The sequence below is a fragment of the Lacrimispora sp. genome, from assembly GCF_046972725.1.
GTDB lineage: Bacteria > Bacillota > Clostridia > Lachnospirales > Lachnospiraceae > Lacrimispora.
Genome location: NZ_JBKVXF010000007.1, coordinates 158,059 through 184,173, shown reverse-complemented (window position 1 = coordinate 184,173; position 26,115 = coordinate 158,059). Strand labels below are relative to the sequence as shown.

The 26,115-nt window shown below is 44.7% G+C and carries 23 protein-coding genes and 1 tRNA gene; 23 read left to right on the top strand and 1 reads right to left on the bottom strand.

Annotation, left to right across the window (positions count from 1 at the left end; all coding sequences use genetic code 11):
• The first annotated feature begins 58 nt into the window (after nt 1-58).
• Nucleotides 59-131 (top strand) — tRNA-Lys (locus tag ACLTWA_RS18990).
• 55 nt (nt 132-186) lie between these two features.
• On the opposite strand, the gene ACLTWA_RS18985 is transcribed toward ACLTWA_RS18990, so the two are convergent.
• The gene (locus tag ACLTWA_RS18985) at nt 187-417 is read right to left on the bottom strand and encodes a hypothetical protein (RefSeq protein ID WP_412329478.1); all 231 of its coding nucleotides are present in this window, start codon (nt 415-417) and stop codon (nt 187-189) included.
• A 698-nt stretch (nt 418-1,115) separates the two neighbouring features.
• Here ACLTWA_RS18985 and ACLTWA_RS18980 point away from each other — a divergent pair.
• The 22 genes from ACLTWA_RS18980 to ilvD all read left to right on the top strand — a co-directional run bounded on the left by ACLTWA_RS18980 (nt 1,116) and on the right by ilvD (nt 26,088).
• A complete protein-coding gene (locus tag ACLTWA_RS18980) occupies nt 1,116-2,768 on the top strand; it encodes an aminotransferase class I/II-fold pyridoxal phosphate-dependent enzyme (protein WP_412329477.1) in 1,653 nt (550 codons plus the stop codon).
• A 48-nt stretch (nt 2,769-2,816) separates the two neighbouring features.
• Nucleotides 2,817-3,395, top strand: a complete 579-nt coding sequence (locus ACLTWA_RS18975) for a guanylate kinase (RefSeq protein ID WP_412329476.1) — start codon at nt 2,817-2,819, stop codon at nt 3,393-3,395.
• A gap of 403 nt (nt 3,396-3,798) precedes the next feature.
• Nucleotides 3,799-4,788, top strand: coding sequence for a DNA polymerase III subunit delta' (holB, locus tag ACLTWA_RS18970; protein ID WP_412329475.1), 990 nt, complete (start codon nt 3,799-3,801; stop codon nt 4,786-4,788).
• Between the two features lie 3 nt (nt 4,789-4,791).
• A complete protein-coding gene (locus ACLTWA_RS18965; RefSeq protein ID WP_412329474.1) occupies nt 4,792-5,700 on the top strand; it encodes a stage 0 sporulation family protein in 909 nt (302 codons plus the stop codon).
• A complete protein-coding gene (locus ACLTWA_RS18960; RefSeq protein ID WP_412329473.1) occupies nt 5,690-6,427 on the top strand; it encodes a tRNA1(Val) (adenine(37)-N6)-methyltransferase in 738 nt (245 codons plus the stop codon). Before ACLTWA_RS18965 ends, ACLTWA_RS18960 begins: the two co-directional genes overlap by 11 nt.
• Before the next feature lie 62 nt (nt 6,428-6,489).
• Nucleotides 6,490-7,329 carry a 16S rRNA (cytidine(1402)-2'-O)-methyltransferase gene (gene rsmI, locus ACLTWA_RS18955; RefSeq protein WP_412329479.1) on the top strand — a complete coding sequence of 280 codons (840 nt, stop codon included), beginning with the start codon at nt 6,490-6,492 and terminating at the stop codon, nt 7,327-7,329.
• Between the two features lie 138 nt (nt 7,330-7,467).
• Nucleotides 7,468-8,433 (top strand): beta-ketoacyl-ACP synthase III, encoded by a 966-nt coding sequence (locus ACLTWA_RS18950; RefSeq protein ID WP_412329472.1) that lies wholly within the window; start codon nt 7,468-7,470, stop codon nt 8,431-8,433.
• 80 nt (nt 8,434-8,513) lie between these two features.
• Nucleotides 8,514-8,747 (top strand): acyl carrier protein, encoded by a 234-nt coding sequence (gene acpP, locus ACLTWA_RS18945; RefSeq protein ID WP_412329471.1) that lies wholly within the window; start codon nt 8,514-8,516, stop codon nt 8,745-8,747.
• Complete coding sequence (gene fabK / locus ACLTWA_RS18940) at nt 8,747-9,670, top strand: enoyl-[acyl-carrier-protein] reductase FabK (RefSeq protein ID WP_412329470.1); 924 nt, start codon at nt 8,747-8,749, stop codon at nt 9,668-9,670. The genes acpP and fabK overlap by 1 nt, the downstream gene beginning before the upstream one ends.
• Nucleotides 9,671-9,686: 16 nt before the next feature.
• On the top strand, nt 9,687-10,604 hold the full coding sequence (fabD, locus tag ACLTWA_RS18935) for an ACP S-malonyltransferase (RefSeq protein ID WP_412329469.1): 918 nt from the start codon (nt 9,687-9,689) through the stop codon (nt 10,602-10,604).
• A gap of 17 nt (nt 10,605-10,621) precedes the next feature.
• On the top strand, nt 10,622-11,362 hold the full coding sequence (fabG, locus tag ACLTWA_RS18930) for a 3-oxoacyl-[acyl-carrier-protein] reductase (RefSeq protein ID WP_412329468.1): 741 nt from the start codon (nt 10,622-10,624) through the stop codon (nt 11,360-11,362).
• A gap of 210 nt (nt 11,363-11,572) precedes the next feature.
• Nucleotides 11,573-12,811 (top strand): beta-ketoacyl-ACP synthase II, encoded by a 1,239-nt coding sequence (gene fabF / locus ACLTWA_RS18925; protein ID WP_412329467.1) that lies wholly within the window; start codon nt 11,573-11,575, stop codon nt 12,809-12,811.
• A 10-nt stretch (nt 12,812-12,821) separates the two neighbouring features.
• A complete protein-coding gene (gene accB / locus ACLTWA_RS18920; RefSeq protein WP_412329466.1) occupies nt 12,822-13,295 on the top strand; it encodes an acetyl-CoA carboxylase biotin carboxyl carrier protein in 474 nt (157 codons plus the stop codon).
• Nucleotides 13,296-13,360: 65 nt separating this feature from the next.
• Nucleotides 13,361-13,786, top strand: a complete 426-nt coding sequence (fabZ, locus tag ACLTWA_RS18915; RefSeq protein WP_412329465.1) for a 3-hydroxyacyl-ACP dehydratase FabZ — start codon at nt 13,361-13,363, stop codon at nt 13,784-13,786.
• A gap of 9 nt (nt 13,787-13,795) precedes the next feature.
• Nucleotides 13,796-15,148 (top strand): acetyl-CoA carboxylase biotin carboxylase subunit, encoded by a 1,353-nt coding sequence (locus ACLTWA_RS18910; protein WP_412329464.1) that lies wholly within the window; start codon nt 13,796-13,798, stop codon nt 15,146-15,148.
• Nucleotides 15,149-15,169: 21 nt separating this feature from the next.
• Nucleotides 15,170-16,894 carry an acetyl-CoA carboxylase carboxyltransferase subunit alpha gene (locus ACLTWA_RS18905; RefSeq protein ID WP_412329463.1) on the top strand — a complete coding sequence of 575 codons (1,725 nt, stop codon included), beginning with the start codon at nt 15,170-15,172 and terminating at the stop codon, nt 16,892-16,894.
• Nucleotides 16,894-18,015 (top strand): NAD(P)H-dependent flavin oxidoreductase, encoded by a 1,122-nt coding sequence (locus tag ACLTWA_RS18900; protein WP_412329462.1) that lies wholly within the window; start codon nt 16,894-16,896, stop codon nt 18,013-18,015. The genes ACLTWA_RS18905 and ACLTWA_RS18900 overlap by 1 nt, the downstream gene beginning before the upstream one ends.
• 291 nt (nt 18,016-18,306) lie before the next feature.
• Nucleotides 18,307-19,392 (top strand): sialidase family protein, encoded by a 1,086-nt coding sequence (locus tag ACLTWA_RS18895; protein ID WP_412329461.1) that lies wholly within the window; start codon nt 18,307-18,309, stop codon nt 19,390-19,392.
• A 189-nt stretch (nt 19,393-19,581) separates the two neighbouring features.
• Complete coding sequence (locus ACLTWA_RS18890) at nt 19,582-20,220, top strand: helix-turn-helix domain-containing protein (protein WP_412329460.1); 639 nt, start codon at nt 19,582-19,584, stop codon at nt 20,218-20,220.
• Between the two features lie 20 nt (nt 20,221-20,240).
• A complete protein-coding gene (locus tag ACLTWA_RS18885; protein WP_412329459.1) occupies nt 20,241-22,940 on the top strand; it encodes a cation-translocating P-type ATPase in 2,700 nt (899 codons plus the stop codon).
• A gap of 149 nt (nt 22,941-23,089) precedes the next feature.
• Complete coding sequence (locus ACLTWA_RS18880) at nt 23,090-23,713, top strand: nucleoside recognition domain-containing protein (RefSeq protein ID WP_412329458.1); 624 nt, start codon at nt 23,090-23,092, stop codon at nt 23,711-23,713.
• Between the two features lie 668 nt (nt 23,714-24,381).
• A complete protein-coding gene (gene ilvD, locus ACLTWA_RS18875; RefSeq protein WP_412329457.1) occupies nt 24,382-26,088 on the top strand; it encodes a dihydroxy-acid dehydratase in 1,707 nt (568 codons plus the stop codon).
• Nucleotides 26,089-26,115: the final 27 nt, after the last annotated feature.

Below are 26,115 nucleotides of genomic sequence, written 5' to 3'. Positions count from 1 at the left end.
GTAGAGCAGAGGACTGAAAATCCTCGTGTCGCTGGTTCGATTCCGGCTCTGGGCATATGGGATACTAGCTCAGGTGGTAGAGCACTTGACTTTTAATCAAGTTGTCCGGGGTTCGAATCCCCGGTGTCTCAGGACAAGCCTTGAAACAGAAATGTTTTGAGGCTTTTTATTTTGCCTGAATGTATTCTACTCATCAAATTCTACAATCACATAATAACCCCGGTCGTTGTGTTTCACTTCTTTTACAATCCCCTGGTCTGATTTAATGCGGTCGCGTCCAGAGTAGCAGCCTGACATGGCAACTGCTGGTTCTATGATATAACTGTAGCTGTTGGTCCCTTCCCGTTCGATGACGTGAACTAAATCGTTAGCTTTTACTAAGCCTGGACGTTCCATCTTAAATTCTATCAACCTCATGACAATAACCCTTCCTTTCATATATTACTTAAAATGTTATTATAGCGCCCACAGAATAATTTGTAAAGAAGGGGTAAGGATGCTATACTAAAGAGGCTGGTATTATGCGGAATTATAGGGGAATTTATGTTGCTATTTACGATAAATACGGATAATTTCGTGTTTTATGGTGTTGGTTATATAATAAACATTCGTAGTATAAGTTTTAGAATATTTGTTTTGGGGATATGTAATATTATGGATTTTTGACTCAGACATTGTATTTGAATGATAGGATTCGGCCCTTGTAATTACGGAAATTTTAGCAATTTCAATATGCAGGCCAAGATATAATATATTGATTTTTAAGAACTTGTAAGGTGACATTTTCTTTTAAAGATATTATATTTTATCAAAAAGGGGTTTATTCAAGAGGGAATAATGATGTAAAGGCATAGTTTCATGGATTTTTTATAGGATTTTTTTTAAATGTTTTAGTTTAAAATAAAAAAGATTTGCAATAAATGAAAAGTATTAGGGTGAAGAAAAATAGAAGGCTTGAGTTTAGAAAATCATGAGAAAAATAAGTCATGAGAAAAATAAGAATACGTGCAAAAAAATACGTACATATAAAAGTAAGTATAAATATAAAATAAATACAAATAAGCATAAATAAATATCAGAAAAGAAAATGGTATAAAAAAATTAGAGGTAAAATTGTGAAAGATAGATCAAATTTATTAAAGAGGTTAATGGAGTATGGAGACTCGGATTTTTATCCGTTTCATATGCCTGGACATAAAAGACAATGTAAGGAAGAATTTTTAATTAAATTTCCAAATCCATTTTCAATAGATATAACAGAAATCAATGGGTTTGATAATCTTCATCACCCGGAGGGGATTTTAAAGGATTCCATGGAATGGGCGGCTGAAATCTATGGGAGTGATAAGACGTATTATCTTGTTAATGGGAGCAGCTGCGGGATATTAAGTGCAATCAGTGGGGCGGTTAAGAATGGCGGTACAATTTTGATGAGTCGGAATTGTCATAAATCAGCTTTTCATGGAGTTTTCCTCAATCAACTGAACGTAAAATATATTTATCCACAATTTATGCCTGAATTTGGGCTTCAAGGTGGAATAATGGCTGTGGATGTAGAGGAATTGTTGAAAAGGTATCCAGAAATAGAAGCGGTATTGGTGGTATCCCCAACTTATGATGGGGTGGTTTCTGATATTAAGGCAATTGCTCAGGTAGTTCATAAATTTGGTTTGCCTCTCATTGTAGATGAGGCACATGGGGCACATTTTTCATTTGGTAAAGACCATGGATTTCCGGTTTCTGCTTTGGATTTAGGGGCTGATATTGTAATACAGAGTCTTCATAAGACCCTTCCATCATTGACACAGACGGCACTGTTGCATGTCAGAAAAGGATTTATAGATATGGAACGGCTGGATCGTTATATTCATATGTATCAGACAAGCAGTCCTTCGTATGTGTTGATGGCAAGTATTGAAAATTGTATTCGATATATGGAAGCTGATGGTGTCGGAAAATTAAAGGAATTCTCTAAAGGCATCTTACATGTACGCAAGCGTCTGGAAAAGATGGTGAATCTGCGGATTTTATCAGATCAGATGATTGGACAATACGGAATTTTCGATATGGATATTTCTAAAATCATTATTTCTACTAGAAATACCGGTTGGTCGGGAAGTCAGCTAGACCGGGTATTGCGTGAAGAGTATCATCTGGAAATGGAAATGTGCGGAGCGGATTATGTTACAGCTATTACTACGTTGGCAGATACAGAGCCAGGGATTAATAGGCTTTGTGCTGCTTTATTGGAAATTGATAAAAGGATTGATATTGGAGCTGTAACTGGATATGCGGATATAAATAGAAATGTCGATATAATTTTAGGTAAAGATATAAATAGGTGCGCGGATATAAATAGAAATGCAGGCATCAATAAGAGTGGGGATATAAATAAAAGTACAGATTTCAATTGGAGTTCAGAGGCAATCAGTGGTGGCAGTGTATTTGGTGACGCAGATGATGTCAGGCGGATGAGAGGCATTTCTGACAGGTTAATTCAGGAGTCTTATATATTCAGGGAATGCAGGTATAACATAAGCCAGGCAATGGATGCAAAAAGGACCAGGATACTGATAAAAAATGCGGCAGGTAAGGTTTCTGCTGAATTTGTTTATTTGTATCCACCTGGAATTCCTATTGCTGTACCAGGAGAGGTTTTGACTAATGAAATTGTTGAAATAATTTTAGAATTCAAGAGGCTGGGACTGCCGGTTCAGGGAATGGAAGATGTGGATGCAGAGGAAATTTTTGTAATGGATGAGATGTGATACATAGTTATAAAAGTTTTTATGATGATTGAAATGGAGCAGACAGAAATGGGAAAAATTTTCTATGTAATGGGGAAAAGTGCTTCTGGTAAAGATACAATTTATAAACGTTTGCTGGAAATGCAGCCTCAGCTGAAACGGGTTATTTTATATACTACCAGACCAATCAGGGAAGGAGAGAGGGATGGGGAAGAATATTATTTTACTAACGATAAAACAATGAGGGAACTTCGTAAGTCGGGAAAGATTATCGAGGAACGGACGTATCAGACAGCTTTGGGACCGTGGAGTTACTTTACTGTGGATGATGGGCAGATAGACGTAAATAGTGAAAATTCCTATCTCATGATCGGTACTTTAGAATCTTATGAAAAAACCAGGGATTATTACGGAGAGGAGCGGCTGGTTCCTATTTACATTGAGGTGGAGGATGGGATTCGTCTTCAAAGGGCACTTGATAGAGAGCTTAGGCAAAAGGAGCCAAAGTACGCAGAACTTTGCAGAAGGTATCTGGCCGATGAAGAGGATTTTAAGGAGGAACATTTAAAGAGATGTAATATTGAGCATAGATTTGTTAATGATGATTTGAATTCATGTTTAAATGATATTTTAAAGGTTATAAATTAAAAGATAAGATGTTTTATTGATTTTCTGCATAATTTTGGGACTGGCTTTTGGTTGGCTATGTTAATGATCTATGGAATCCTCGGGGCAGTGGTGGAAGCTTTTGCCTTGGGGATTTTATTTGATTAAATGCAAATTGTAAGAAATGAAGGGTAACTGGGAGTAACAGAAGGTAATCGGGGAAAGGTAGGTAAGTGTAAATAACGGTAAATTGCTGTGAAAATGATAGGGGGTTACTGCTTTTTGAGGGAGTATAGGAAAGCCTTTTTATTAAGGAAACAGGCATATTTGCCAGTACTTCTTTCTTGTGATGGTAATTATTCTATGATATAATGATGATAATTCGTTTTTCTGTTATAAGTATACAGGGAGAACGGATGGGGAATAGCAGTAAGGAGGTGTCTCTATGCCAGGTTTTAAGGATATCATCGGCCATGAAAGAATTAAGGAACATTTGATGAAAGCCATTGAGTCCAATCATGTTTCTCATGCTTATATTCTTACAGGAGAAGCGGGAATGGGAAGGAAATCTCTTGCGAATGCATTTGCCATGACGCTTCTTTGTGAAAAGGGGTTCAGTGAGCCTTGTATGCAGTGTCATGCGTGTAAGCAGGTGATGAGCGGGAATCATCCGGACATTGTTTATGTGAGCCATGAAAAGCCGGGCAGTATCGGTGTGGATGACATCAGGGACCAAATCCATGATACGATAATGATACGCCCTTACAGCAGCTACTATAAGATTTATATTGTGGACGAAGCAGAAAAGATGACGGTCCAGGCGCAGAATGCGCTTTTAAAAACCATAGAAGAGCCACCATCTTATGCGGTTATTATGCTTCTTACCACCAATCAGGAAGCATTTTTGCCTACGATTCTTTCAAGGTGTGTGCAGTTAAAATTAAAGCCTTTGCAGGATACGGTGGTGAAATCTTATCTGATGGGGTCTTTGGGAATAGGAGAAAGCAAAGCGGATGTCTATGCGGCGTTTGCAAGAGGAAATTTGGGAAGGGCCATTCATCTGGCGTCTTCGGAAGAATTTCAGCTTTTGTATACGGAGCTTCTTCATATGCTGAAGCATTTGAAGGAAATGGATATTACAGAATTGCTTTTTTATATTAAAAAGATGAAGGATGAGAATCTGGATATTTATGACTGTCTGGATTTTATGCAGTTATGGTATCGGGATGTTTTAATGTATAAAGTGACACAGGATATCAATCTTCTGATTTTCAGGGAAGAATTTAATACAATGAAAGAGATGAGTGCTGCCAGTGCTTACGATGGCATAGAACTGATTTTAAGGGCCATAGACAAGGCCAGGATTCGTTTGGATGCCAATGTGAATATGGAACTGGCAATGGAACTTATGCTGCTTGTAATGAAGGAGAATTAATCAATGATAAAGGTAATAGGCGTTCGGTTCCGGAATGCGGGGAAGATATATTACTTTGATCCCATGAATCTGGGAATAAAGACCGGGGATCACGTAATTGTGGAGACTGCCAGAGGAATTGAATATGGTTATGTTGTGCTGGGATGCCGGGAAGTGGAAGATGATAAGGTAATCCAGCCGTTAAAGCCGGTCATCCGCATGGCAACCAAAGCGGACGACGAGGTGGAAAAAAAGAACCACGAAAAGGAAAAGGATGCGTTTAAGATATGCAGGGAGAAGATCAAGAAGCATGGCCTTCAGATGAAGCTGATCGACGCAGAATATACATTTGATAATAATAAAGTGCTTTTTTATTTTACGGCAGACGGGAGAATTGACTTTAGGGAGCTGGTGAAGGATCTTGCTTCTGTGTTTAAAACCAGAATCGAACTTCGTCAGGTAGGTGTCCGGGATGAGACAAAGATCGTGGGCGGAGTCGGAATCTGCGGAAGAACTTTGTGCTGTCATTCCTATCTGTCCGAATTTATTCCGGTTTCCATTAAGATGGCTAAGGAACAGAATCTTTCCTTAAATCCTACAAAGATTTCCGGTGTCTGCGGAAGGCTGATGTGCTGTCTGAAGAATGAAGAGGAAACTTATGAGGAGCTTAACAGCAAGCTTCCTAATGTAGGTGATTTTGTGACCACTGACGATAATTTAAAAGGGGAAGTTCATTCTGTCAGCGTCTTAAGGCAGCTGGTCAAGGTTGTGGTAACCGTTAAGGATGAAAAGGAAATCCGGGAATACAAGGTGGAACAGTTACGGTTTAAGCCAAGGCGGAGAAGAGAAAAGAACCAGGTGACGGATGCGGAGTTAAAGGCATTGGAGGCTCTGGAGAAAAAAGAAGGAAAATCCAAATTAGATGATAATTGATTTAAAGGATAATGAACGAATTGATGATCTGCAGAGAAATGGATATAAGATCATACAAAAGCAAAATGGTTTTTGTTTTGGAATGGATGCGGTTCTCTTATCAGGTTTTGCCCGGGTAAAGCCTGGAGAACGGGCCGTTGATTTGGGGACAGGCACTGGAATCATCCCCATTCTTCTGGAAGCTAAGTATGAGGGCCTTCATTATACCGGGCTTGAGATTCAGGAAGAGATGGCGGATATGGCCAGACGCAGCGTGGCCTTAAACAATCTGGAAGAAAAATTAAGTATTGTTACAGGAGATATCAAGGAAGCCAGCCGTTTATTTGGTGCGGCTTCCTTTGACGTAGTGACTTCAAATCCACCCTATATGAATGATGCCCACGGGCTTAAGAACCCGGAGCTGCCAAAGGCGATAGCCCGTCATGAGGTATTGTGTACCCTTGATGATGTGGTCAGAGAGGCGGCAAGGCTTTTGCGGCCAGGGGGAAGATTTTATATGGTGCACCGTCCCCACCGGCTGATCGAGATCATAACGGCTTTGAAGGGCTATGGTCTGGAGCCGAAGCGGATGAAGATGGTACACCCGTTTGCGGACAGGGAAGCCAACATGGTTCTCCTTGAGGCTGTGCGTGGAGGAAGGTCCATGATTAAGGTGGAGGCACCCATTATCGTATACAAAGAGCAGGGAGTGTATACCGATGAGATCTATACCATTTACGGGTATTGATCTTTTATCTGCAGGGGAAATAAAGGAAACCGGGAGTGAATGAAGTGGAAGAAAAAAAAGGGATGTTATATTTGTGCGCAACGCCTATTGGAAATCTGGATGATATTACGTTAAGGGTGCTGAATACGTTAAAGGAAGTGGATCTTATTGCGGCGGAGGATACGAGACACAGCATTAAGCTTTTGAATCATTTTGATATTAAGACCCCTATGACCAGCTATCATGAGTACAATAAGGTGGAAAAGGCCAGATATCTGGTGCAGCAGATGCGGGAAGGGGTATCGGTGGCATTGATTACCGATGCAGGAACCCCAGGGATATCAGATCCGGGGGAAGAACTTGTGAGGCAGTGTTATGAGGCTGGAATCGGGCTTACCTCTCTTCCTGGCCCGGCAGCCTGCATTACGGCGCTTACCCTTTCCGGTCTTGCTACGAGAAGGTTCTGTTTTGAGGCTTTTCTGCCTTCGGATAAAAAGGAAAAGCAGTGGATTCTGGAGGAGTTAAAGGATGAGACCAGAACCATTGTGATTTATGAGGCACCGCACCGGATGGGGAAGACGTTACAGGAACTTTATAGTGCTCTGGGCAACAGAAACATCACCATCTGTAGGGAATTGACCAAACGGTATGAGACTGCATTTCGGACAACCTTTGAAGATGCATTGAAAGCGTATGAAGCGGAAAATCCAAAGGGAGAATGCGTCATTGTGATAGAAGGCAAGAGCATTCAGGAAATCAAAAAAGAGGAAACAAGGGCTTTTGAGGAGATGACTCTGGAGGAGCATTTGAAGCTGTACGAAGGGCAGGGAATTGAACGGAAAGAGGCTATGCGTATGGTGGCAAAGGACCGGGGAATCAGCAAAAGAGAAGTTTATCAGTATTTGATAAAAAATGAATTATAAAAATTCTCTTGACAATTTACTTAACTTTTTATAAAATTATTTTGAATTTCAAAATATTTGATATATAAAACAATCCAACGAGGCATGCGGGCGGAAAGAAGGAAATGTGGTCGGACCGCGGCATGAATGGGGGAATATATGACTACAAAAATAATTGGAACGGGTTCTGCAGTTCCGGAACAGGTGGTGACCAATGACGATCTGGCTAAGATCGTGGATACCAATGATGAGTGGATCCGTACCAGGACCGGGATTGGGCAACGGCGGATCGCTTCTGCAGATTCAGGAACTTCCTCCATGGCAGCAGAAGCTGCAAGAAGGGCTTTGAGGCAGGCCGGGGTCTTAGCAAAGGATCTGGATATTATCATTCTTGCAACCTCTACGCCGGATAGCTGCTTTCCAAGCGGGGCCTGTGAGGTGCAGGCGGCCATCGGAGCAAAAAAGGCAGTGGCTTTTGATATCAGTGCAGCCTGTTCGGGATTTATCTTTGCACTTCATACGGTACACAGCTTTTTTGAAGCCGGAATCTATAAGACCGGGCTGGTCATTGGAGCTGACACCTTGAGTAAGATCATTGACTGGCAGGACAGAGGCACTTGTGTCTTGTTTGGAGACGGAGCCGGAGCGGCTGTGGTTCGGGCGGAGGAACGTGGAATTCTTCACATGACCATGGGGTCTGACGGCAGCAGGGGAAGTGCCCTGGCGTGTACATCCCGTACCACCGGTAATTTTCTTACGGGAAAGGAGCCGGAGCTTGGGTATATGACTATGGATGGGCAGGAAGTGTTTAAGTTCGCTGTAAAGACAGTGCCGGAGGCAATTAAGACGGTGCTCTCAGAAAGCGGAACCCATATAGATGAAATTAAATATTTTGTTCTGCATCAGGCAAATTACCGGATTTTTGAATCCATCGCGAAGCGGTTAAAGATACCCATGGAGAAGTTTCCTACCAACCTGGAACGGTTTGGAAATACCTCAGGGGCTACGATACCGATTTTACTGGATGAGATGAACCGGGAAGGAAAGTTAGAGCGGGGAGATAAAATCGTACTCGCCGGCTTTGGCGCAGGACTTACCTGGGGAGCCACTCTTTTGGAGTGGTAATGATTTTAGCTAATACTTTGAAAATCAAAGTAATAGAATATAAAAATTTTGATAATAAAAGGAAAGAGGAGATTGAAATTATGTTAGAGAAAATGCAGGAAATCATCGCAGAGCAGTTAAATGTGGAGGCATCAACGATTACGGCAGCATCTTCTTTTAAAGAGGATTTGGGAGCAGATTCCCTGGACTTATTTGAGCTTGTTATGGCATTGGAAGATGAGTATTCCGTTGAGATTCCTTCCGAAGATTTAGAGAAACTGACAACCGTACAGCAGGTTATGGATTATTTAAAAGCAAAGGGCGTGGAAGCGTAATGAAAACCAGAATTACCGAACTTTTGGGAGTCGAATATCCGATTATCCAGGGAGGAATGGCCTGGGTGGCGGAGCATCATCTGGCAGCGGCTGTATCAGAGGCCGGAGGCCTGGGACTGATCGGCGGAGCCAATGCGCCTGCTGAAGTGGTGCGCGCAGAGATCCGTAAGGCAAAGGAACTGACAAAAAAGCCTGTTGGGGTCAATGTGATGCTGCTTAGTCCTCATGCGGAGGAAGTAGCAAAGGTTATTGTAGAGGAAGGCATACATGTGGTAACAACCGGTGCCGGAAATCCGGAAAGATTTATGGATATGTGGAAAGCGGCCGGTGTTAAGGTGATTCCGGTGGTCGCTTCCGTAGCGCTTGCAAAGCGTATGGAACGGTATGGTGCGGATGCTGTGGTGGCGGAAGGAAATGAATCAGGAGGCCATATCGGTGAACAGACCACCATGACTTTAGTTCCTCAGGTGGCAGATGCGGTATCCATTCCGGTGATTGCAGCAGGAGGTATCGGCGATGGAAGAGGAATTGCGGCTGCATTCATGCTTGGAGCGGAAGGGGTTCAGATCGGAACCCGTTTTGTAGTATCGAAAGAGTCCATTGTCCATGACAATTACAAGCAGCGCATCATTAAGGCAAAGGACATTGATTCTGCGGTAACGGGGCGTACTCACGGACATCCGGTAAGAAGCTTACGCAATCAGATGACCAGAGAGTACGTAAAACTGGAGCAGGAAGGAAAATCCTTTGAAGAATTGGAGTATATGACTCTTGGAACCCTTAGAAAGGCAGTTCAGGAGGGGGATATTACCAATGGTACGGTTATGGCCGGACAGATCGCAGGTATGATCAGCAAGGAACAGACCTGCAGAGAGATGATTGAAGAGATGATGGAACAGGCTGAGAAACTGCTTAGCCGTTAATGAGGAGTTTAATACAATGAGCAAGATTGCATTTATTTTCCCGGGCCAGGGAGCCCAGTACTGCGGTATGGGCCAGGATTTTTATGAGCAGACAGCGTTAGGAAAAGAAATTTATGACACGGCTTCCGGTCTTCTGGGATTTTCGGTGCCGGAGCTGTGTTTTGAAAAGAATGACCGGCTGGATATTACGGAATATACCCAGGCGGCTATGGTTACCACCAGCATCGCCATGATGCGGGTACTGGAAGCGGAAAAGGGCGTGAAGCCGGATGTGGCTGCAGGCCTTAGCCTGGGAGAATATTGTGCACTTGCAGCCTCTTGTGTGATGAGCGATGCGGATGCAATCCGGACAGTGAGGGAAAGAGGAATCCTTATGCAGAAGGCCGTTCCGGCAGGAAAAGGAGCCATGGCTGCCATTCTTTCCCTGGATGCTTTTGCGATTGAAGAGGTGTTAAGCGGAATGGAGGGAGTCCAGATCGCCAATTATAACTGCCCTGGGCAGATTGTTATCTCCGGCAGAAAAGAAAAGGTGGAAGAGGCCAATGAAAAGCTGTTAGCTGCAGGCGCAAAACGTGCCATTCTGTTGAATGTAAGCGGTCCGTTCCATTCGGAAATGCTTACCGGTGCAGGAGAAAAGCTTTTCGAGTTTTTGGAGGGAGTAAGCATCAGTGATCCTTTCATTCCTTATGTATCCAATGTGACAGCCAAATATGTAACGGATGGCATGTTGGTGAAAGATTTGCTGAAAAAACAGGTATCTTCTTCCGTCCGCTGGCAGCAGAGTGTAGAAACCATGCTTGCCGATGGGGTGGATACGTTTATAGAAATCGGCCCGGGAAAAACTCTGGCAGGATTTATCAAGAAGATAAAAAGAGATGTGAATGTCTTTAATATAGAAAAACTGGAGGATCTGGATAAAGTATCCTTTTTATGACAGGGGAGGTATAAAAGATGTTAGATGGTAAAGTAGCAGTAGTAACCGGAGCGGGCAGAGGAATCGGGCGTGCAATCGCCATAAAGCTGGCTTCCCAGGGAGCAACGGTGATTGTTAATTACAACGGTTCAAAAGAAAAGGCTCTGGAAGCAGTGAAGGAAATAGAGGCAATGGGCGGAGCGGCAGAGGCCATGAAGTGCAATGTTTCGGATTATGAAAGCGCCGGTGCATTTTTTGACAGCATCATTAAAAAATTCGGGAAACTGGATATTCTGGTGAACAACGCTGGTATTACGAGGGATAATCTTTTGATGAAAATGTCAGAGGAAGAGTTTGATGCCGTAATCAATACCAACTTAAAAGGCGTTTTCAACTGCATGAAGCATGTATCCCGCCAGATGATCAGGCAAAAGGGCGGAAGAATTATTAATATTGCTTCTGTGTCCGGCGTGCTGGGGAATGCAGGCCAGGCAAATTACAGTGCGGCAAAGGCCGGTGTAATCGGTATCACCAAGTCTTTTGCGAGAGAGGCCTCGAGCAGGGGAATCACAGTGAATGCAGTGGCTCCTGGTTTTATTAAGACAGATATGACAGAAGTGCTTTCTGAGTCTGTAAAGACAGCTACTTTAGATCAGATCCCGATGAAACAGTTTGGAACCGCAGAAGACGTTGCAAATGCGGTAGCATTCCTGGCGTCAGAGGAAGCCGGTTACATCACAGGCCAGGTGCTCTGTGTTGACGGGGGCATGGCCATGTAAGATATCCCTTAATGCCTGGAAAAGCAGGCAGTGTAAGAGGAAACACCCTTCGGGTATCCCTTAATGCCTGGGAAAACAGGCAGTGTAAGAGGAAACACCCTTCGGGTATCCCTTTATGCCTGGAAAAGCAGGCAGTGTAAGAGGAAACACCCTTCGGGTATCCCTTTATGCCTGGAAAAGCAGGCAGTGTAAGAGGAAAGGAGAGATGAAATGAAGAGAAGAGTTGTAGTTACCGGCATGGGAGCCATTACTCCTATTGGAAATGATGTAGAGCATTTCTGGAATGGTCTAAAGGAAAAAAAGGTCGGTATCGGAGAGATTACCCAGTTTGATACCACGGATTATAAAGCAAAGCTGGCGGCAGAAGTAAAAGACTTTGATGCCAGAGAATATATGGACCCTAAGGCAGCCAAACGAATGGAGCGGTTTGTTCAGTTTGCAGTAGCCGCATCGAAGGAAGCTCTTAGTATGTCCGGTATTGATATGGAAAAGGAAGATCCTTACCGGGTGGGCGTTAGTGTAGGCTCTGGAATCGGAAGCTTACAGGCTTTGGAGCGTGAGCATAAAAAGCTTCTGGAAAAAGGTCCGGGAAGAGTCAATCCTCTTTTGGTTCCTTTGATGATTTCCAATATGGCAGCAGGTAATGTTGGAATCCAGTTCGGATTAAAGGGCAAGTGCATCAACGTGGTGACTGCCTGTGCCACAGGAACCAACTGCATCGGTGAGGCTTACCGTTCCATCCAGTATGGAGAAGCCGATGTGATGGTAGCCGGAGGTGCGGAAGCCAGTATCACTCCCATTGGAGTCGCTGGTTTTACAGCTCTTACAGCACTTTCAACGGCAGAAGATCCTCTGCGTGCTTCCATTCCCTTTGATAAGGACAGAAGCGGTTTTGTAATGGGCGAGGGTGCCGGTGTGGTTATTTTAGAAGAGCTTGAGCATGCCCTGAAAAGAGGAGCCACGATCTATGGGGAAGTTGCAGGATATGGAACTACCTGTGATGCATATCACATCACGTCTCCGGCAGAAGACGGAAGCGGTGCGGCAAGAGCCATGGTTGAAGCAATAAAGGATGGGGGTATCACTCCGGAGGATGTGGATTATGTCAATGCCCACGGTACCAGCACCCATCACAATGATTTATTCGAGACTCTGGCAATCAAAGCTGCTTTGGGAGATCATGCGAAGAAGGTCAAAATTAATTCAACCAAATCCATGGTGGGCCATCTTCTTGGAGGAGCCGGAGGTGTGGAATTTATTGTTTGTGTAAAATCCATTGAAGAGGGATTTATTCATGCCACTGCCGGACTTTTAGAAGAAGGCGAAGGCTGCGATCTGGATTATACAAAGGGCGAGGGAGTTGCCTGTGATGTGAAATATGCCATCAGCAATTCACTTGGGTTTGGCGGGCATAATGCCAGCATTCTTGTGAAGAAATATCAGGCTTAGGAGGCAGTCAATGGAAATCAATGATATCATAAGGCTGATGCAGGCTGTTTCAGAACATGACCTGACCAGCTTTCGGTTGGAAGAGGGAGATGTAAAGCTCTCCATAAAGAAGGAAAAAGAGATTGTGACCGTAACCGGTAATACGGGCGCAGCAGCCCAGGTGACAACCGGCGGGCTCTGTCAGCAGGACGCAAAACCGGAAGGGGCGGCAGACGGAAGAATAGAAGGTCCGGAAGCGGAGATATGCTCGGATAAGGTGATCTTTTCTCCGTTGGTAGGAACCTTTTATAACGCATCGACTCCTGACGGGGAGCCTTTTGTAAAAGCAGGGGATTGTGTGAAAAAGGGCCAGGTCCTTGGAATCATCGAAGCCATGAAGCTGATGAATGAGATTGAATGTGATTACGACGGTGTGGTGGAAGCGGTTCTGGTCGGAAATGAAAGTGTGGTAGAGTACGGCCAGCCTCTGTTCCGAATCCGGTAAATGAATGTGAAAACCAGGAGAGGTCCAGAAGGGTTGGCCTCTCTTTTCAAACATAAGGAGAGATTATGATGTTGGGAATCAAAGAAATTCAGGAAATCATACCTCACAGACATCCGTTTTTGCTCGTGGACTGCATCGAGGAGTTTGTGCCGGGGGAAAAAGCAGCCGGGTATAAATGTGTGACGTACGATGAGTCCTTTTTTAGGGGGCATTTTCCGGAGGAGCCGGTTATGCCGGGAGTACTTATTATCGAGGCGCTGGCTCAGGTAGGAGCTGTTGCAATTTTAAGCCTGGAGGAAAATAAGGGGAAGATCGCTTTTTTCGGTGGAATCGACAAAGCGAAATTCAGGCGTAAGGTCATTCCTGGTGATAAGCTGAAACTGGAATGTGAGATTATCAAGCGCAAAGGACCTGTGGGCATTGGAAAAGCGGTTGCTACTGTGGATGGAAAAGTTGCAGCCAGCGCAGAACTGACATTTATGATTGGATAGGTGCATGGGATGTTTGATAAAATTTTAATTGCCAACCGGGGTGAGATTGCAGTGCGTATCATCAGAGCCTGCCGGGAAATGGGCATTAAAACGGTTGCTGTATACTCTGAGGCAGACCGTGAGAGCCTCCATACCCTGTTAGCGGATGAAGCCATCTGTATCGGCCCGGCGACCTCTACCCAGAGTTATCTGAATATGGAACGTATTCTTACGGCAACGGTTGCCATGAAAGCGGATGCCATTCATCCGGGATTTGGCTTTCTGTCGGAGAATGCCAGGTTTGCAGAACTTTGTGAAAAATGTAACATTACTTTTATCGGTCCTTCTGCGGAAATTATCAATAAGATGGGAAATAAATCAGAAGCCAGAAAGACCATGATGGAAGCCGGTGTTCCGGTGGTTCCGGGGGGAAAAGAAGCGGTACGCCAGGTCAAAGAGGCGAAAGCCATGGCAGAAAAGATCGGTTTTCCGGTGATGATCAAGGCTTCCTCCGGAGGCGGAGGAAAAGGAATGAGAATCTCCAGAGGGCCAGAGGATTTTGAAGCAAATTTTCAAAATGCACAGATGGAGTCTGTAAAGGGATTTTCCGATGATACCATGTACATCGAAAAATATATTGAGAGACCCCGTCATATTGAATTTCAGATCATGGCGGATAAATTCGGCAATGTAGTCCATCTTGGGGAACGTGACTGTTCCATTCAGAGACGTCATCAGAAGGTGCTTGAGGAATCTCCCTCTGCGGCCATCTCAGGGGAACTCCGCCATCAGATGGGGGAGGTGGCAGTCCGGGCTGCAAAGGCAGTTGGCTATGAAAATGCCGGTACCATTGAGTTTCTTCTTGATTTGCATAAGAACTTTTATTTTATGGAGATGAATACCCGGGTCCAGGTAGAGCATCCGGTGACGGAAATGGTCACGGGCCTTGACATTATTAAGGAGCAGATCCGCGTTGCAGCAGGAGAACCTTTAAGTGTGAAACAAAAAGATATCTGCATTTCCGGTCATGCCATTGAATGCAGGATCAATGCGGAGAATCCGGCAAAGAATTTTATGCCTTGTCCGGGACTGATTAAGAATGTTCATGTTCCGGGAGGAAATGGTGTCCGCATTGATACCCACATTTACAACGATTATAAGGTTCCTGCCAATTATGATTCCATGCTGATGAAGCTCATTGTTCATGGAAAGGACCGTATGGAGGCCATCTCTAAGATGAGAAGTGCTCTTGGAGAACTGATTATTGAAGGGATCGAGACCAACGTGGATTTCCAGTTTGATATTTTAAGTCATGAGGCTTACCGCAATGGAGATGTGGATACGGACTTTATCCCGAAATATTTTCCGGATTATGTGCGGTAAGCAAATAAAGGAGTGTGTCTTATGTTAAGAAACATGTTTAAGAAGACCTATACAGTGCTCGACAGCAAATATAAAACTCCGGATAAAGCAGAGGAACCAAACATCCCGGCAGGGCTTTGGAAAAAGTGCAACAAATGCAGCCAGCCTGTTTATGCGGAGGATGTAAGAAGTAATTTTTACGTCTGCCCGAAGTGCAGCGGATATTTCCGGCTTCATGCATTTCAGAGAATTGAAATGACTGCAGATCCCGGAACCTTTATGGAATGGGATAAGGAAATCGAATTTCAAAATCCATTGGATTTTCCCGGATATGAGAAAAAGGTAGCGGCGACCCAGGAAAAAACCGGGCTTTCCGAGGCTATTATTACCGGGCTCTGTGAAATCGGAGGACAGAAAGCAGTACTTGGGGTGATGGATGCCCGTTTTATCATGAGCAGCATGGGCCGTGCGGTGGGAGAAAAGATCACAAGAGCAGTGGAAGAAGCAACGAGACAGAAGCTGCCGGTGGTACTTTTTGCCTGTTCCGGCGGAGCCAGGATGCAGGAGGGGATCGTATCTCTCATGCAGATGGCCAAGACCTCGGCGGCGTTAAAGCGTCATCATGAGGCTGGCCAGCTCTATATCAGCGTACTTACGGATCCGACCACAGGCGGTGTTACTGCCAGCTTTGCCATGCTTGGGGATGTAATCCTTGCGGAGCCGGGAGCTTTAATCGGTTTTGCCGGTCCCCGTGTCATTGAGCAGACCATCGGTCAAAAGCTGCCGGAAGGTTTTCAAAGATCAGAGTTTCTTCTTGAACATGGTTTTATTGATAAGATCGTTCCCAGAAATGAAATGAAGGAAACCTTATCCCGGATAATAAGATTCCACAACCCTGACACGCAGAAGGACTTTTATGTGGATAACCAGCCGACGGCAGAAGAGGAGGGTGGAAAAAAGAAGCATTTCCGCCTGAAGAAGAACAAAAGAAGTGCCTGGGATACGGTTCTTTTATCCAGACGGGGAGACCGTCCGGTGGCATCGGATTATATTCATGAGATTTTTGATGATTTTATGGAATTTTCCGGGGACCGTTATTATAAAGATGACGGGGCCATCGTGGGAGGTATTGCCACTTTTCATGGGATGCCGGTTACGGTCATCGGACAGGAAAAGGGGAAAAATACAAAAGATAACATTAAACGCAATTTTGGAATGCCTTCTCCGGAAGGATACAGAAAAGCTTTGCGGCTCATGAAACAGGCAGAAGCCTTTCACAGGCCGGTTGTCTGCTTTGTGGATACACCGGGTGCATTCTGCGGTCTGGAGGCAGAGGAACGGGGACAGGGAGAAGCCATTGCCAGGAATCTGTTTGAAATGGCAGGATTAACGGTGCCGGTCTTATCCATTGTGATCGGAGAAGGCGGCAGCGGAGGCGCCCTTGCCATGGCGGTAGGCAATGAAGTTTGGATGATGGAAAATGCCATCTACTCCATTCTCTCCCCCGAAGGTTTTGCATCCATCCTTTATAAGGACAGTAAAAAGGCGAGTGATGCTGCCAGAGTCATGAAGATCACGGCAAAGGATTTGCTGGATCTTTTCCTGATAGAACGGATCATTCCGGAGGAAGAGCCTGTGACCGGAGAAAATATTTCCGTTGTTGCAGAGGAAATGGATAAGGCAATGGGAGAATTTTTTATCAAATACCTTGCCATGAGTAAAGAAGAGCTTGTAAATCAGCGATATGAAAGATTTAGGAGAATGTAATGGGAACATTAAAACCTTTGGTAATAGGAGATCTTGTGGCAAGGAATCCGGTGATCCAGGGCGGGATGGGAGTGGGCATAAGCCTTTCCTCTTTAGCTGGAGCAGTGGCAAAGTCCGGAGGGATCGGAATTATTTCAACGGCCCAGATTGGTTTCCGGGAACCGGATTTTATGAAAAATCCCCTGGAAGCAAATTTGCGGGCCATTGGTACGGAAATGAAAAAGGCAAGAGAGATCGCACAGGATGGAATCGTTGGATTTAATATCATGGTTGCGACAAAGAATTATGCAAGTTATGTGAAACATGCGGTAAAGGCCGGGGCGGATCTTATTATATCCGGAGCCGGACTTCCGGTAAGCCTGCCGTTGTATGTGGCAGAGGCTGCAGAAGAGGCCGGAATCAAGCTAAAGACGAAGATAGCGTCCATTGTTTCAACGGTAAAATCCGCTATGGTTATCTGTAAACTGTGGGACAGAAAGTATCATCAGGCCCCGGATCTGATTGTAATAGAAGGTCCTCTGGCCGGTGGTCATCTGGGCTTTTCAAAGGAAGATTTAACGGAATTCGGTGCAGATTCCGAGGATGTAGACCGCACCTATCAGCGGGAAAAATATGAAGAAGAAATCAAAGGAATCATAAGTCTGGCAAAGGGATATGGAGAAAAATACAATAAGGTCATTCCGGTGGTGACTGCTGGAGGTATTTATACCCATGAAGATGTGATGCATCAGATCGGCCTTGGGGCGGATGGGGTCCAGGTTGCGACCCGTTTTGTGACCACCTATGAATGCGATGCTCCAATGGAATATAAGCAGGCTTATATCAATGCCAGAAAAGAGGATATTATAATTACCAAAAGCCCCGTAGGAATGCCAGGAAGAGCCATTGTGAATCCGTTCTTAAAGGATGTAGGCAAGGTTCCGTTTAAACTGGAGCATTGCTATCAGTGTCTGGAAAAATGTGATCATAAAACCATTCCTTACTGCATTACCAAGGCTCTGGTAGACTCTGCACAAGGGCGGACTGACCAGGGGCTGCTGTTTTGCGGAAGCAATGCCTACCGGGCGGAAAAGCTGGAGTCCGTGGATTCCGTCATGAGAGAGCTGGTTGGAGAAGTATAAGAATTAATTTCATAAAATTGGCTGCAAAAAAGAGAGGTGCTTAATGTCCTCTCTTTTTTGTATGCAGAGGGATATGTAAATTGTGTTTAAAAAGTGAAAAATATTGAATTTATTTTTATTAAAAACAACGGAAAAAGTATGTTAAAAATTTCATTTATAAGAATAAAATAAGGTGATTTCTTCATATAAAAAAGAACAGAGAGATTTAACCGGCTGGGTTTTAATATAAGGTGGGCGCAGTTGACCGGAGCCTTCCGGGCCGGATAATAAAGAACAGGGAGGATTAAGCAAATGGAATTCAAACGCTTACCGGGTCTTACACCGGATGGAACCATCTACCGTAATGACAATATGGGAACTTTGGAGGCTCTGATCCCTTCAGGCTCTTATCCGTTTGTCCTGGCGCCGTCTCTTTTGGAGCTTCCGGGAGGCGATCTTTTGTGTGCGTGGTCTGCCGGATCTTATGAAGGAAGTGCCGATGAGAGTATTTTTTGTGCGCGCCTTAAAAAGGGGGAGGATCACTGGAAAAAGCCTGTTAAGGTTTCCAGGGATTCCAGACGCAGTGAGCAGAATCCGTCTCTGTTTCTTGGTCCGGATAATACGATATGGATTGTCTATACGGCCCAGTCAGAGAAGGCTTCCAAAACGGGCAGTGCGAATCACACTTCCATAATCCGCTATCAGAAAAGCTTTGACGGAGGGCGGACCTGGGAAGAAGCAAGAGGAATGTTTCCGGATGCAGGAAGTCTGTGCAGCCAGCCTATAAAAATTCTTCAAAACGGAAGACTTATCTTTTCCAACTGGATTTCAAAGGAATTAAAGACAGGGCTGACAGGAGAACCGACGGTTTTCCGGATTTCTGATGACGAAGGAGCCACCTGGAAAACGGTATTTGTACCGGAAAGCCAGGGGCGCATACAGGCCAATGTAGTAGAATTGGAGCAGGGCCACCTGATTGCTTTTATGAGGAGCCGTTTTGCTGACTTCATTTATCAAAGTGAATCCTTTGACTGGGGAAGCAGCTGGTCTTCTCCGGTTCAGACGATTCTGCCCAATAACAACTCCGGAATCAGCGCAGTCCGCTTAGCCAGCGGACGGATTGCAATTGCCTGTAACGGGCACGAGTGTCCGGTAACTGTAGCCTTATCCGGAGATGGCGGGATTACATGGCCTTACGTGCGCAACATGGAGTTCGGAGAAGGATTTAGTGGTGAGAGGAACCGGTACAGCAACGGTCAGTATGAAAATCCGTTTCTTCTGCAAGGGGAAGATGAAGAGATCCATCTGGTTTTTACCTATAAAGGGCATACATGTATAAAATACATACGTTTTACGGAAAATGATATTATTGGAGACGATAAAGCCGAAGGAAAATGATTGGTATTAAGATTATGTATTAAGAAGAAATTAGTATATTAAGGCGCCGGATACTGCTCTGGCGTCTTTTTTTTGAAAAATATAAAGAGAAAATATAAAAAAATGATAACATTTGATATCATTTTATAAAAAAGATTTACATTGTTATCATTTTGCTTTATAATAAGTCTTAAGGAAGGTGTGAGGATTATGATAGGGAAGCGTATTAAGACTCTCCGGGAGGAGAGACACTTAAGTCAGGAAAGGCTGGCGGCGGAATTAGGGGTCAGCCGAATGACAGTCAATAACTATGAAAATGAAAAGCGGGCACCGGATATTGATTTTGCCAGACATGTGGCGGATTATTTTGGAGTGACTGTGGAATTTCTTATGGGGGGAACGGAATACCGGTATAAGCGGGATGAGATCATTGCTCTTAAAAGATCGGAAACCCTGTTCCGTATCATGGAAAAACTGCCCCAGCCGGAGATTCAGGAGATGGTTTCCTCTCTGATTGAGACACTGGAAAAGTCGGTGGAGCTTGATATGGCTGATGACGTTGTGCATGTGATGAACCATTGCTGTGTGCAGGTTCGCAGATTGCTTTATAACTACGAGAATCTGAAAAGTGATATCGAAGCACCGGTAAAAGAGCTGAAAAAGCTTTCAGTACCGGAGGAATCCATCCGGCAGGTGGTGAGCTATAAGCCGAGGGTCGTCTATGATGCTGTATTCCATGCAACAAAACGGATCGAAGAGGAAGTGAACCGCTGCGGGGAAACCATGGAGCGGAGGCTTGAAAAGCTAGTTGAAGAAAAACTTAAGGAACCAGTAAATGAAACATCTTGACTTGAAAGGAGGCGGATAGAGTGGAAAATTGGTATGAAGCTAATATAGCGAAAACACTTGAACACTTTAACACCAACCAGAACACAGGATTATCAGAACAGGAGGCCGCAAGCCGGCAAACCAAATATGGAAAGAATGAATTTGAGCAGCAGGAAAAAACCAGCCTGATCAAAGATATTCTGCATCAGCTTAAGGATATTTCTACAATTATCCTGCTATTAGCTGCCCTTCTTTCCTTATGCATGGCAATAAAGGATGGTCACGGATTTATTGAACCTGTTGTAATCGTTTCAATTGTCATATTAAACCTGATACTGGCAATCACTCAGGAGCGAAGTGCGGAAAAGGCCTTAGAGGCCCTGACCAGCTTAAACTCTCCCAGATGTATCGTTTTGCGGGACGGCGTGCAAAAGGAGATTGATACTTCCGAGCTGGTTCCCGGAGATGTGATCCTTCTGCAGCTTGGAAGTATTGTTCCTGCCGATGCCCGTCTGATCGCCAGCACCAATCTGCAGGTGGATGAATCAGCACTGACGGGTGAGAGTGAGCCATCTGAGAAAAATTCCGAGCTTGTGCTTCAGGGAAGTGTCCCTCTGGGAGATCAGTTTAACATGGTATTCTCCGGCTGTCATGTAATCTCAGGTCATGGAGTCGGTGTTGTTACGGCAACCGGAATGCACAGTGAGATGGGAAAAATTGCAGGATACTTAAACAATTCACAGAAAATCAAAACACCTTTGCAGCGGCGTCTGGAACGGGTTGCAAAGTCCATCAGCATGGTGGCAATCATTGCCGCCATAGTACTTCTTGTTATCGGTCTTTTGCAGGGGGAAGAGTTCTGGTCGATGGTAACCCTTGCAGCGACTCTTGCGGTAGCAGCAGTGCCCGAAACCTTAAACCTGATCGTAACCTTATCTCTTTCCCAGGGCGTTAAGAACATGGTTCATAAAAATGCCCTGATCCGTAAGATCTCTGCGGTAGAAACTCTTGGCAATACCTCGGTCATCTGCTCGGATAAGACGGGTACCCTGACACAGAATCAAATGACCATTGAAAAACTCTGGATTCCGGGACAGGAACCGTTTGATGCCGTGAATGAGTTTGGAGAAGAACAAAAGGAGCTGCTGTCTAAATTTGCTCTTGCAAGCAACGCTTCTGTCCAGACCGAAGAGGATGGCACATTAACCATTATGGGCAATCCTACAGAGAAAGCGATTATGCGGCTTCTGCATGAAAAGGGCTTATCCAAAGAAATCATTTCCAGCCAGTATAAAATGGTGGGAGAAATTCCGTTTTCTTCTGAACGTAAGATGATGACCATTGTTTTAGAGGATATTTCCGGAGGGTACCTGATTTTGACAAAGGGTGCTCTTGACCGGCTTCCATTACAGCCATTTGATGAAGCAATGGAAGAAGAGGTTGACCGTGTGCATGAGCTTTTTGCCAAGGAAGCGCTGCGGGTGCTTGCCCTTGGATTCCGAAGGACAGAAAAAGCACCATCCCTTGATAAACCGGAGGAAGTGGAACGGGATCTGTCTTTATTCGGACTGATCGGTCTGATTGATCCGGCCCGTCCGGAGGCTGCGCAGGCGGTGGCACGTGCAAAGAAGGCAGGCATCCGAACCATCATGATCACCGGAGACCATGCAGTTACGGCAAGCGCCATCGCTAAAAACATCGGAATCCTTGGGGAGAATGAAAAAGTTCTTACGGGGCCGCAGCTGAAAGATATTTCAGATGAAGAGCTTTGCAGGGATATCCACCACTATTCTGTCTATGCCCGTGTCTCCCCGGAAGATAAGATCCGTATCGTGGAAGCATGGCAGGAGAACGGAGAAGTGGTATCCATGACCGGTGACGGTGTGAATGATACTCCTGCACTGAAGGCAGCGGACGTGGGAGTAGCCATGGGACGAAGCGGAACGGAAGTGGCAAAAAGTGCTTCTGATATGGTGCTGACGGATGATAACTTTGCCACCATTATTGATGCGGTTTCTGAAGGACGTAATGTTTATTCTAATATCAGAAAGACCATTTATTTCCTTCTTGTCTGCAATATTTCCGAAATTGTTATTATGCTGGTGGCCCAGTTAAGAGGCTGGGGTATGCCGGTAACTCCGATTATGCTGCTTTTAGTGAACGTACTTGGAGATGGTATTCCCGGTCTTTACTTAGCAAGGGAACGATCAGATCCCCGTCTGATGGACCGTGAACCCATAAGAAGAGAGGAAGGCTTTTTAAGCGGCGGCCTGTTACCCGTAATCATCCAGCAGACCATCGCCTGCTCTGTAGTTGTTTTGATCGGCTATTTTATCGGTGCTTTCCGTCCGCTTCCCGGAATGCCGGAACCATCTCAGGCCATTGGCCAGACGGTTGCATTCCTGGTTCTGGGCTGGACTTCTATCCTTCACTTATATACGGTCCGCAGCAGAAAATCTATCTTTAAGAGAACCCTTAGAGATAATCCACCTGTCGTTTACAGTACCCTTGCCATGATTGTTGTATTCAGTCTTTTGGTGGCATTCCCATCTGTGGGAAGAATCTTTGATCTGACTGCCATTGGAACCTCTCACTGGCTGCTTGCAGCAGGACTTTCAATAATACCTACGGTAGTGGCTGAAATCGGTAAGCTTATCGATAACCAGACAAATATCAGAGAACTCCGTGAATACAGGAATCGTATCATTCGTCATAAAATCAAAAAAGACGATAGTTTTTAAATAAATTTTCTTAAATGTTCCGGCCCTTAATCAGGGCCGGATTTTTTCGTATCGGGCAGTATGTCCTGTGCGAGAAGTAAGATTTATAATACATAAGGCTGAGGCGTAGAGAATAAGATAAACCAAAGACGAAGAAAATGGAATGGCGGATGTTAAATTATCTTTGGGCGTTTATGATTCTGGCAGGAATTCTGTGGGGAGCATTCCATGGGAACTTGAGTGCGGTAACAGACGGAGCTTTAAATTCAGCAAAAGAAGCAGTTATGTTAAGCATTACAATGCTGGGAATCATGTCATTTTGGACCGGAATCATGGAGATCGGGCAAAAATCAGGTCTTATTGAACGGCTGTCAAAGAAGATGGGGCCTGTGCTGCATTATCTTTTCCCCAGGATTCCCAAAAACCATAAATCCCTGACCTATATTGCGACCAATATCATAGCCAATATTCTGGGGTTAGGCTGGGCGGCGACTCCAGCGGGATTAAAAGCTATGGAATCTTTGAAGGAACTGGAGGATGACAGGCGAAAGGAGGAGAGCCAGGGGAGAATTACCGGAAAAAGAAAAGCTGTGGCAGAGGGAACTGCAAACAATGAGATGTGCAACTTTCTCATTATTAATACTTCCTCTTTACAGCTGATTCCTGTTACAATGATTGCTTACAGAAGCCAGTACGGAAGTGTGAATCCTACGGCGATTGTGGGGCCGGCACTGTTGGCGACCCTGGTCTCCACTGTGGTGGGGGTAGCGGCCTGTAAGCTGCTGGACCGCTAGAAAACAAAAAACAAGGGGGTGTCGCAAAATCACTAAAAGGAAGTGATGGAGTGGCACCCTCATTCTGTGCAGGTAAAATAAGGAAAGCTTTTTTTGGATTTTTTCCAGTTCCTGGCCTACTTTAATCGTCCGTTTGATTTCATTTTGTTTTTTATGCCGTATTCAAAGGGAAACAGATAACGTCGTCTATTGAGTATGTATACTATAGATTGGAAATAAAGATATGAGTATGATCGAGGGGTATTAGATATAAAACTGTATTTGGGGAGACAAAAATCCATTGCATATGTTTACTATATTTATAAAAAGTGTAAATGCAGATACTTTTTCTGAAAAGGATTTTAATAATAAGGTCAATTCAAGGGAAGAAATTTCCAGATATGCCTGCCGTAGAATAAAAAGGTTAAGATTAATTTAATGAAAAGTCTCAAAGAGTTTCAATAAATGTGTGGTGTTGAACCAAATGAAGCCGGTTCTGCTTTCACATATCTAACAAGATTTAATTCCTTTCAGTACATAAATCACTCCCCTGTGGTATTAAATTCAATATAAAAATGCTTGATATTTATATTAATTAAATTAAAGCACAGGTAAAAACATCTAAATATACTTATTTAAAGAGATTTGATAAAGTATTAATATCAAACAGGGAGGGGATTGGTAAAACTATGAATTATGAAGATGAATTTCAAATGAAGGAACAGAAATACCGTAGCAGTACTTTGACAAACGGGCTCGGCAGATCAGGACAGAGAGCATTGCTGTACGCAACCGGCATGGATGAGGAGGATATGAAGAAGCCGTTTGTAGCAGTCATCGGATCTTTTAGCGAAATGGTTCCGGGACATACCCATTTGCGGGAATTAGCGGATTATGTAAAGCAGGGAGTCATTGAGGCTGGCGGTGTTCCCAGGCTTTCCGAGACTATTGCCATTTGTGACGGACTCTGCCAGGGACACGAGGGGATGCGTTATCCACTTCCAAGCAGGGACTTGATTGCAGATTCCGTGGAGATGGTAGCAGAGGCTCACCATTTTGATGCTATGGTTTTGCTGGCGGGCTGCGATAAGATTATTCCAGGCATGTTGATGGCTGCGGCGAGGCTTGATATTCCCACGGTTATTGTGACGGGCGGGCCCATGCTGCCAGGAAATGTGAGTGGAAATCCTCTGTTTTGCTCCTGCGAATTAAGGGAATACCCGGGACGAGTGGAAGCTGGCACGTGTTCGGTGGAGGAGATAAAGCGGGTCGAAAAGATCACACTTCCCACAGCTGGCAGCTGTGCACATCTGGGGACTGCAAATTCTATGTGTATGCTGACTGAGGCACTTGGTATGTCTTTGCCAGGGTCAGGTACAGCTTCAGCAGTATCAAATAAAAGAAAGCGCATTGCCAAGGCATCGGGAAGAGCGGTACTTCAGCTTTTAAAGGACGGAATTACACCAAGAAAAATCCTTACAAGAGAAACCTTTTTAAACGGAATCGTCGCTGCAATGGCAACAGGCTCTTCCACGAACCTGGTGCTGCATCTGATGGCTATTGCCCACGAGGCTGGGGTGGAATTAAGACTGGAGGACTTTGATAAAATTAGCAGAGAGGTACCTTTTATTTGTAATCTGTTACCTTCAGGGAAATATCCGATTGTCTCTCTGGATGATAATGGCGGTGTACTTGGAGTTCTGAAAACTGTAAAATATGCACTGAATACGGAAAGCCTTACCGTGTCAGGCAGAACATTGGAAGAACTGGTGGATGAGGCGGAAGTGATATATGGAGATGTAATCAGAACTTTGAAACATCCTCAAAAGCCAGAAGGCGGTATTGCCGTATTAAGGGGAACGCTTGCGCCCGATGGAGCAGTGGTAAAGCAATCGGGCGTGGAGGAATCCATGTATAAGTTCTGTGGCAGAGCCAGGGTCTTTGATTCCATGGAAGAGGCTGATAAGGCGATCAGCCAAGACACCATTGAAAAAGGCACAGTGATTGTGGTCAGATATGAAGGCCCCAAAGGAGGGCCCGGAATGAGAGAGATGTTGTCCACAACAGCATTACTCATGGGAAGAGGAATGGATAAGGACTGTGCGTTGGTAACAGACGGAAGGTTTTCGGGGGCAACTCATGGTCCGTGTATCGGTCATATATCACCGGAAGCGGCTGCAGGAGGGCCCATCGCTTTTGTACAGGATGGTGATATGATTGAAATTGACATCACTGAAAGAAGATTGGAACTGAAAGTAAGCGATGAGGAACTGGAACGGAGGAAAAATGGATGGAAGCCGTTAGTGAAACCAATGAAGACCGCACTAAAAAAGTATTCGGCGTTGGTAGGCTCTGCGGATAAGGGGGCAATTGTTGATATTAAAAATCTAATGTAGGGGAGCCGATGTTGCATATTGCGAATG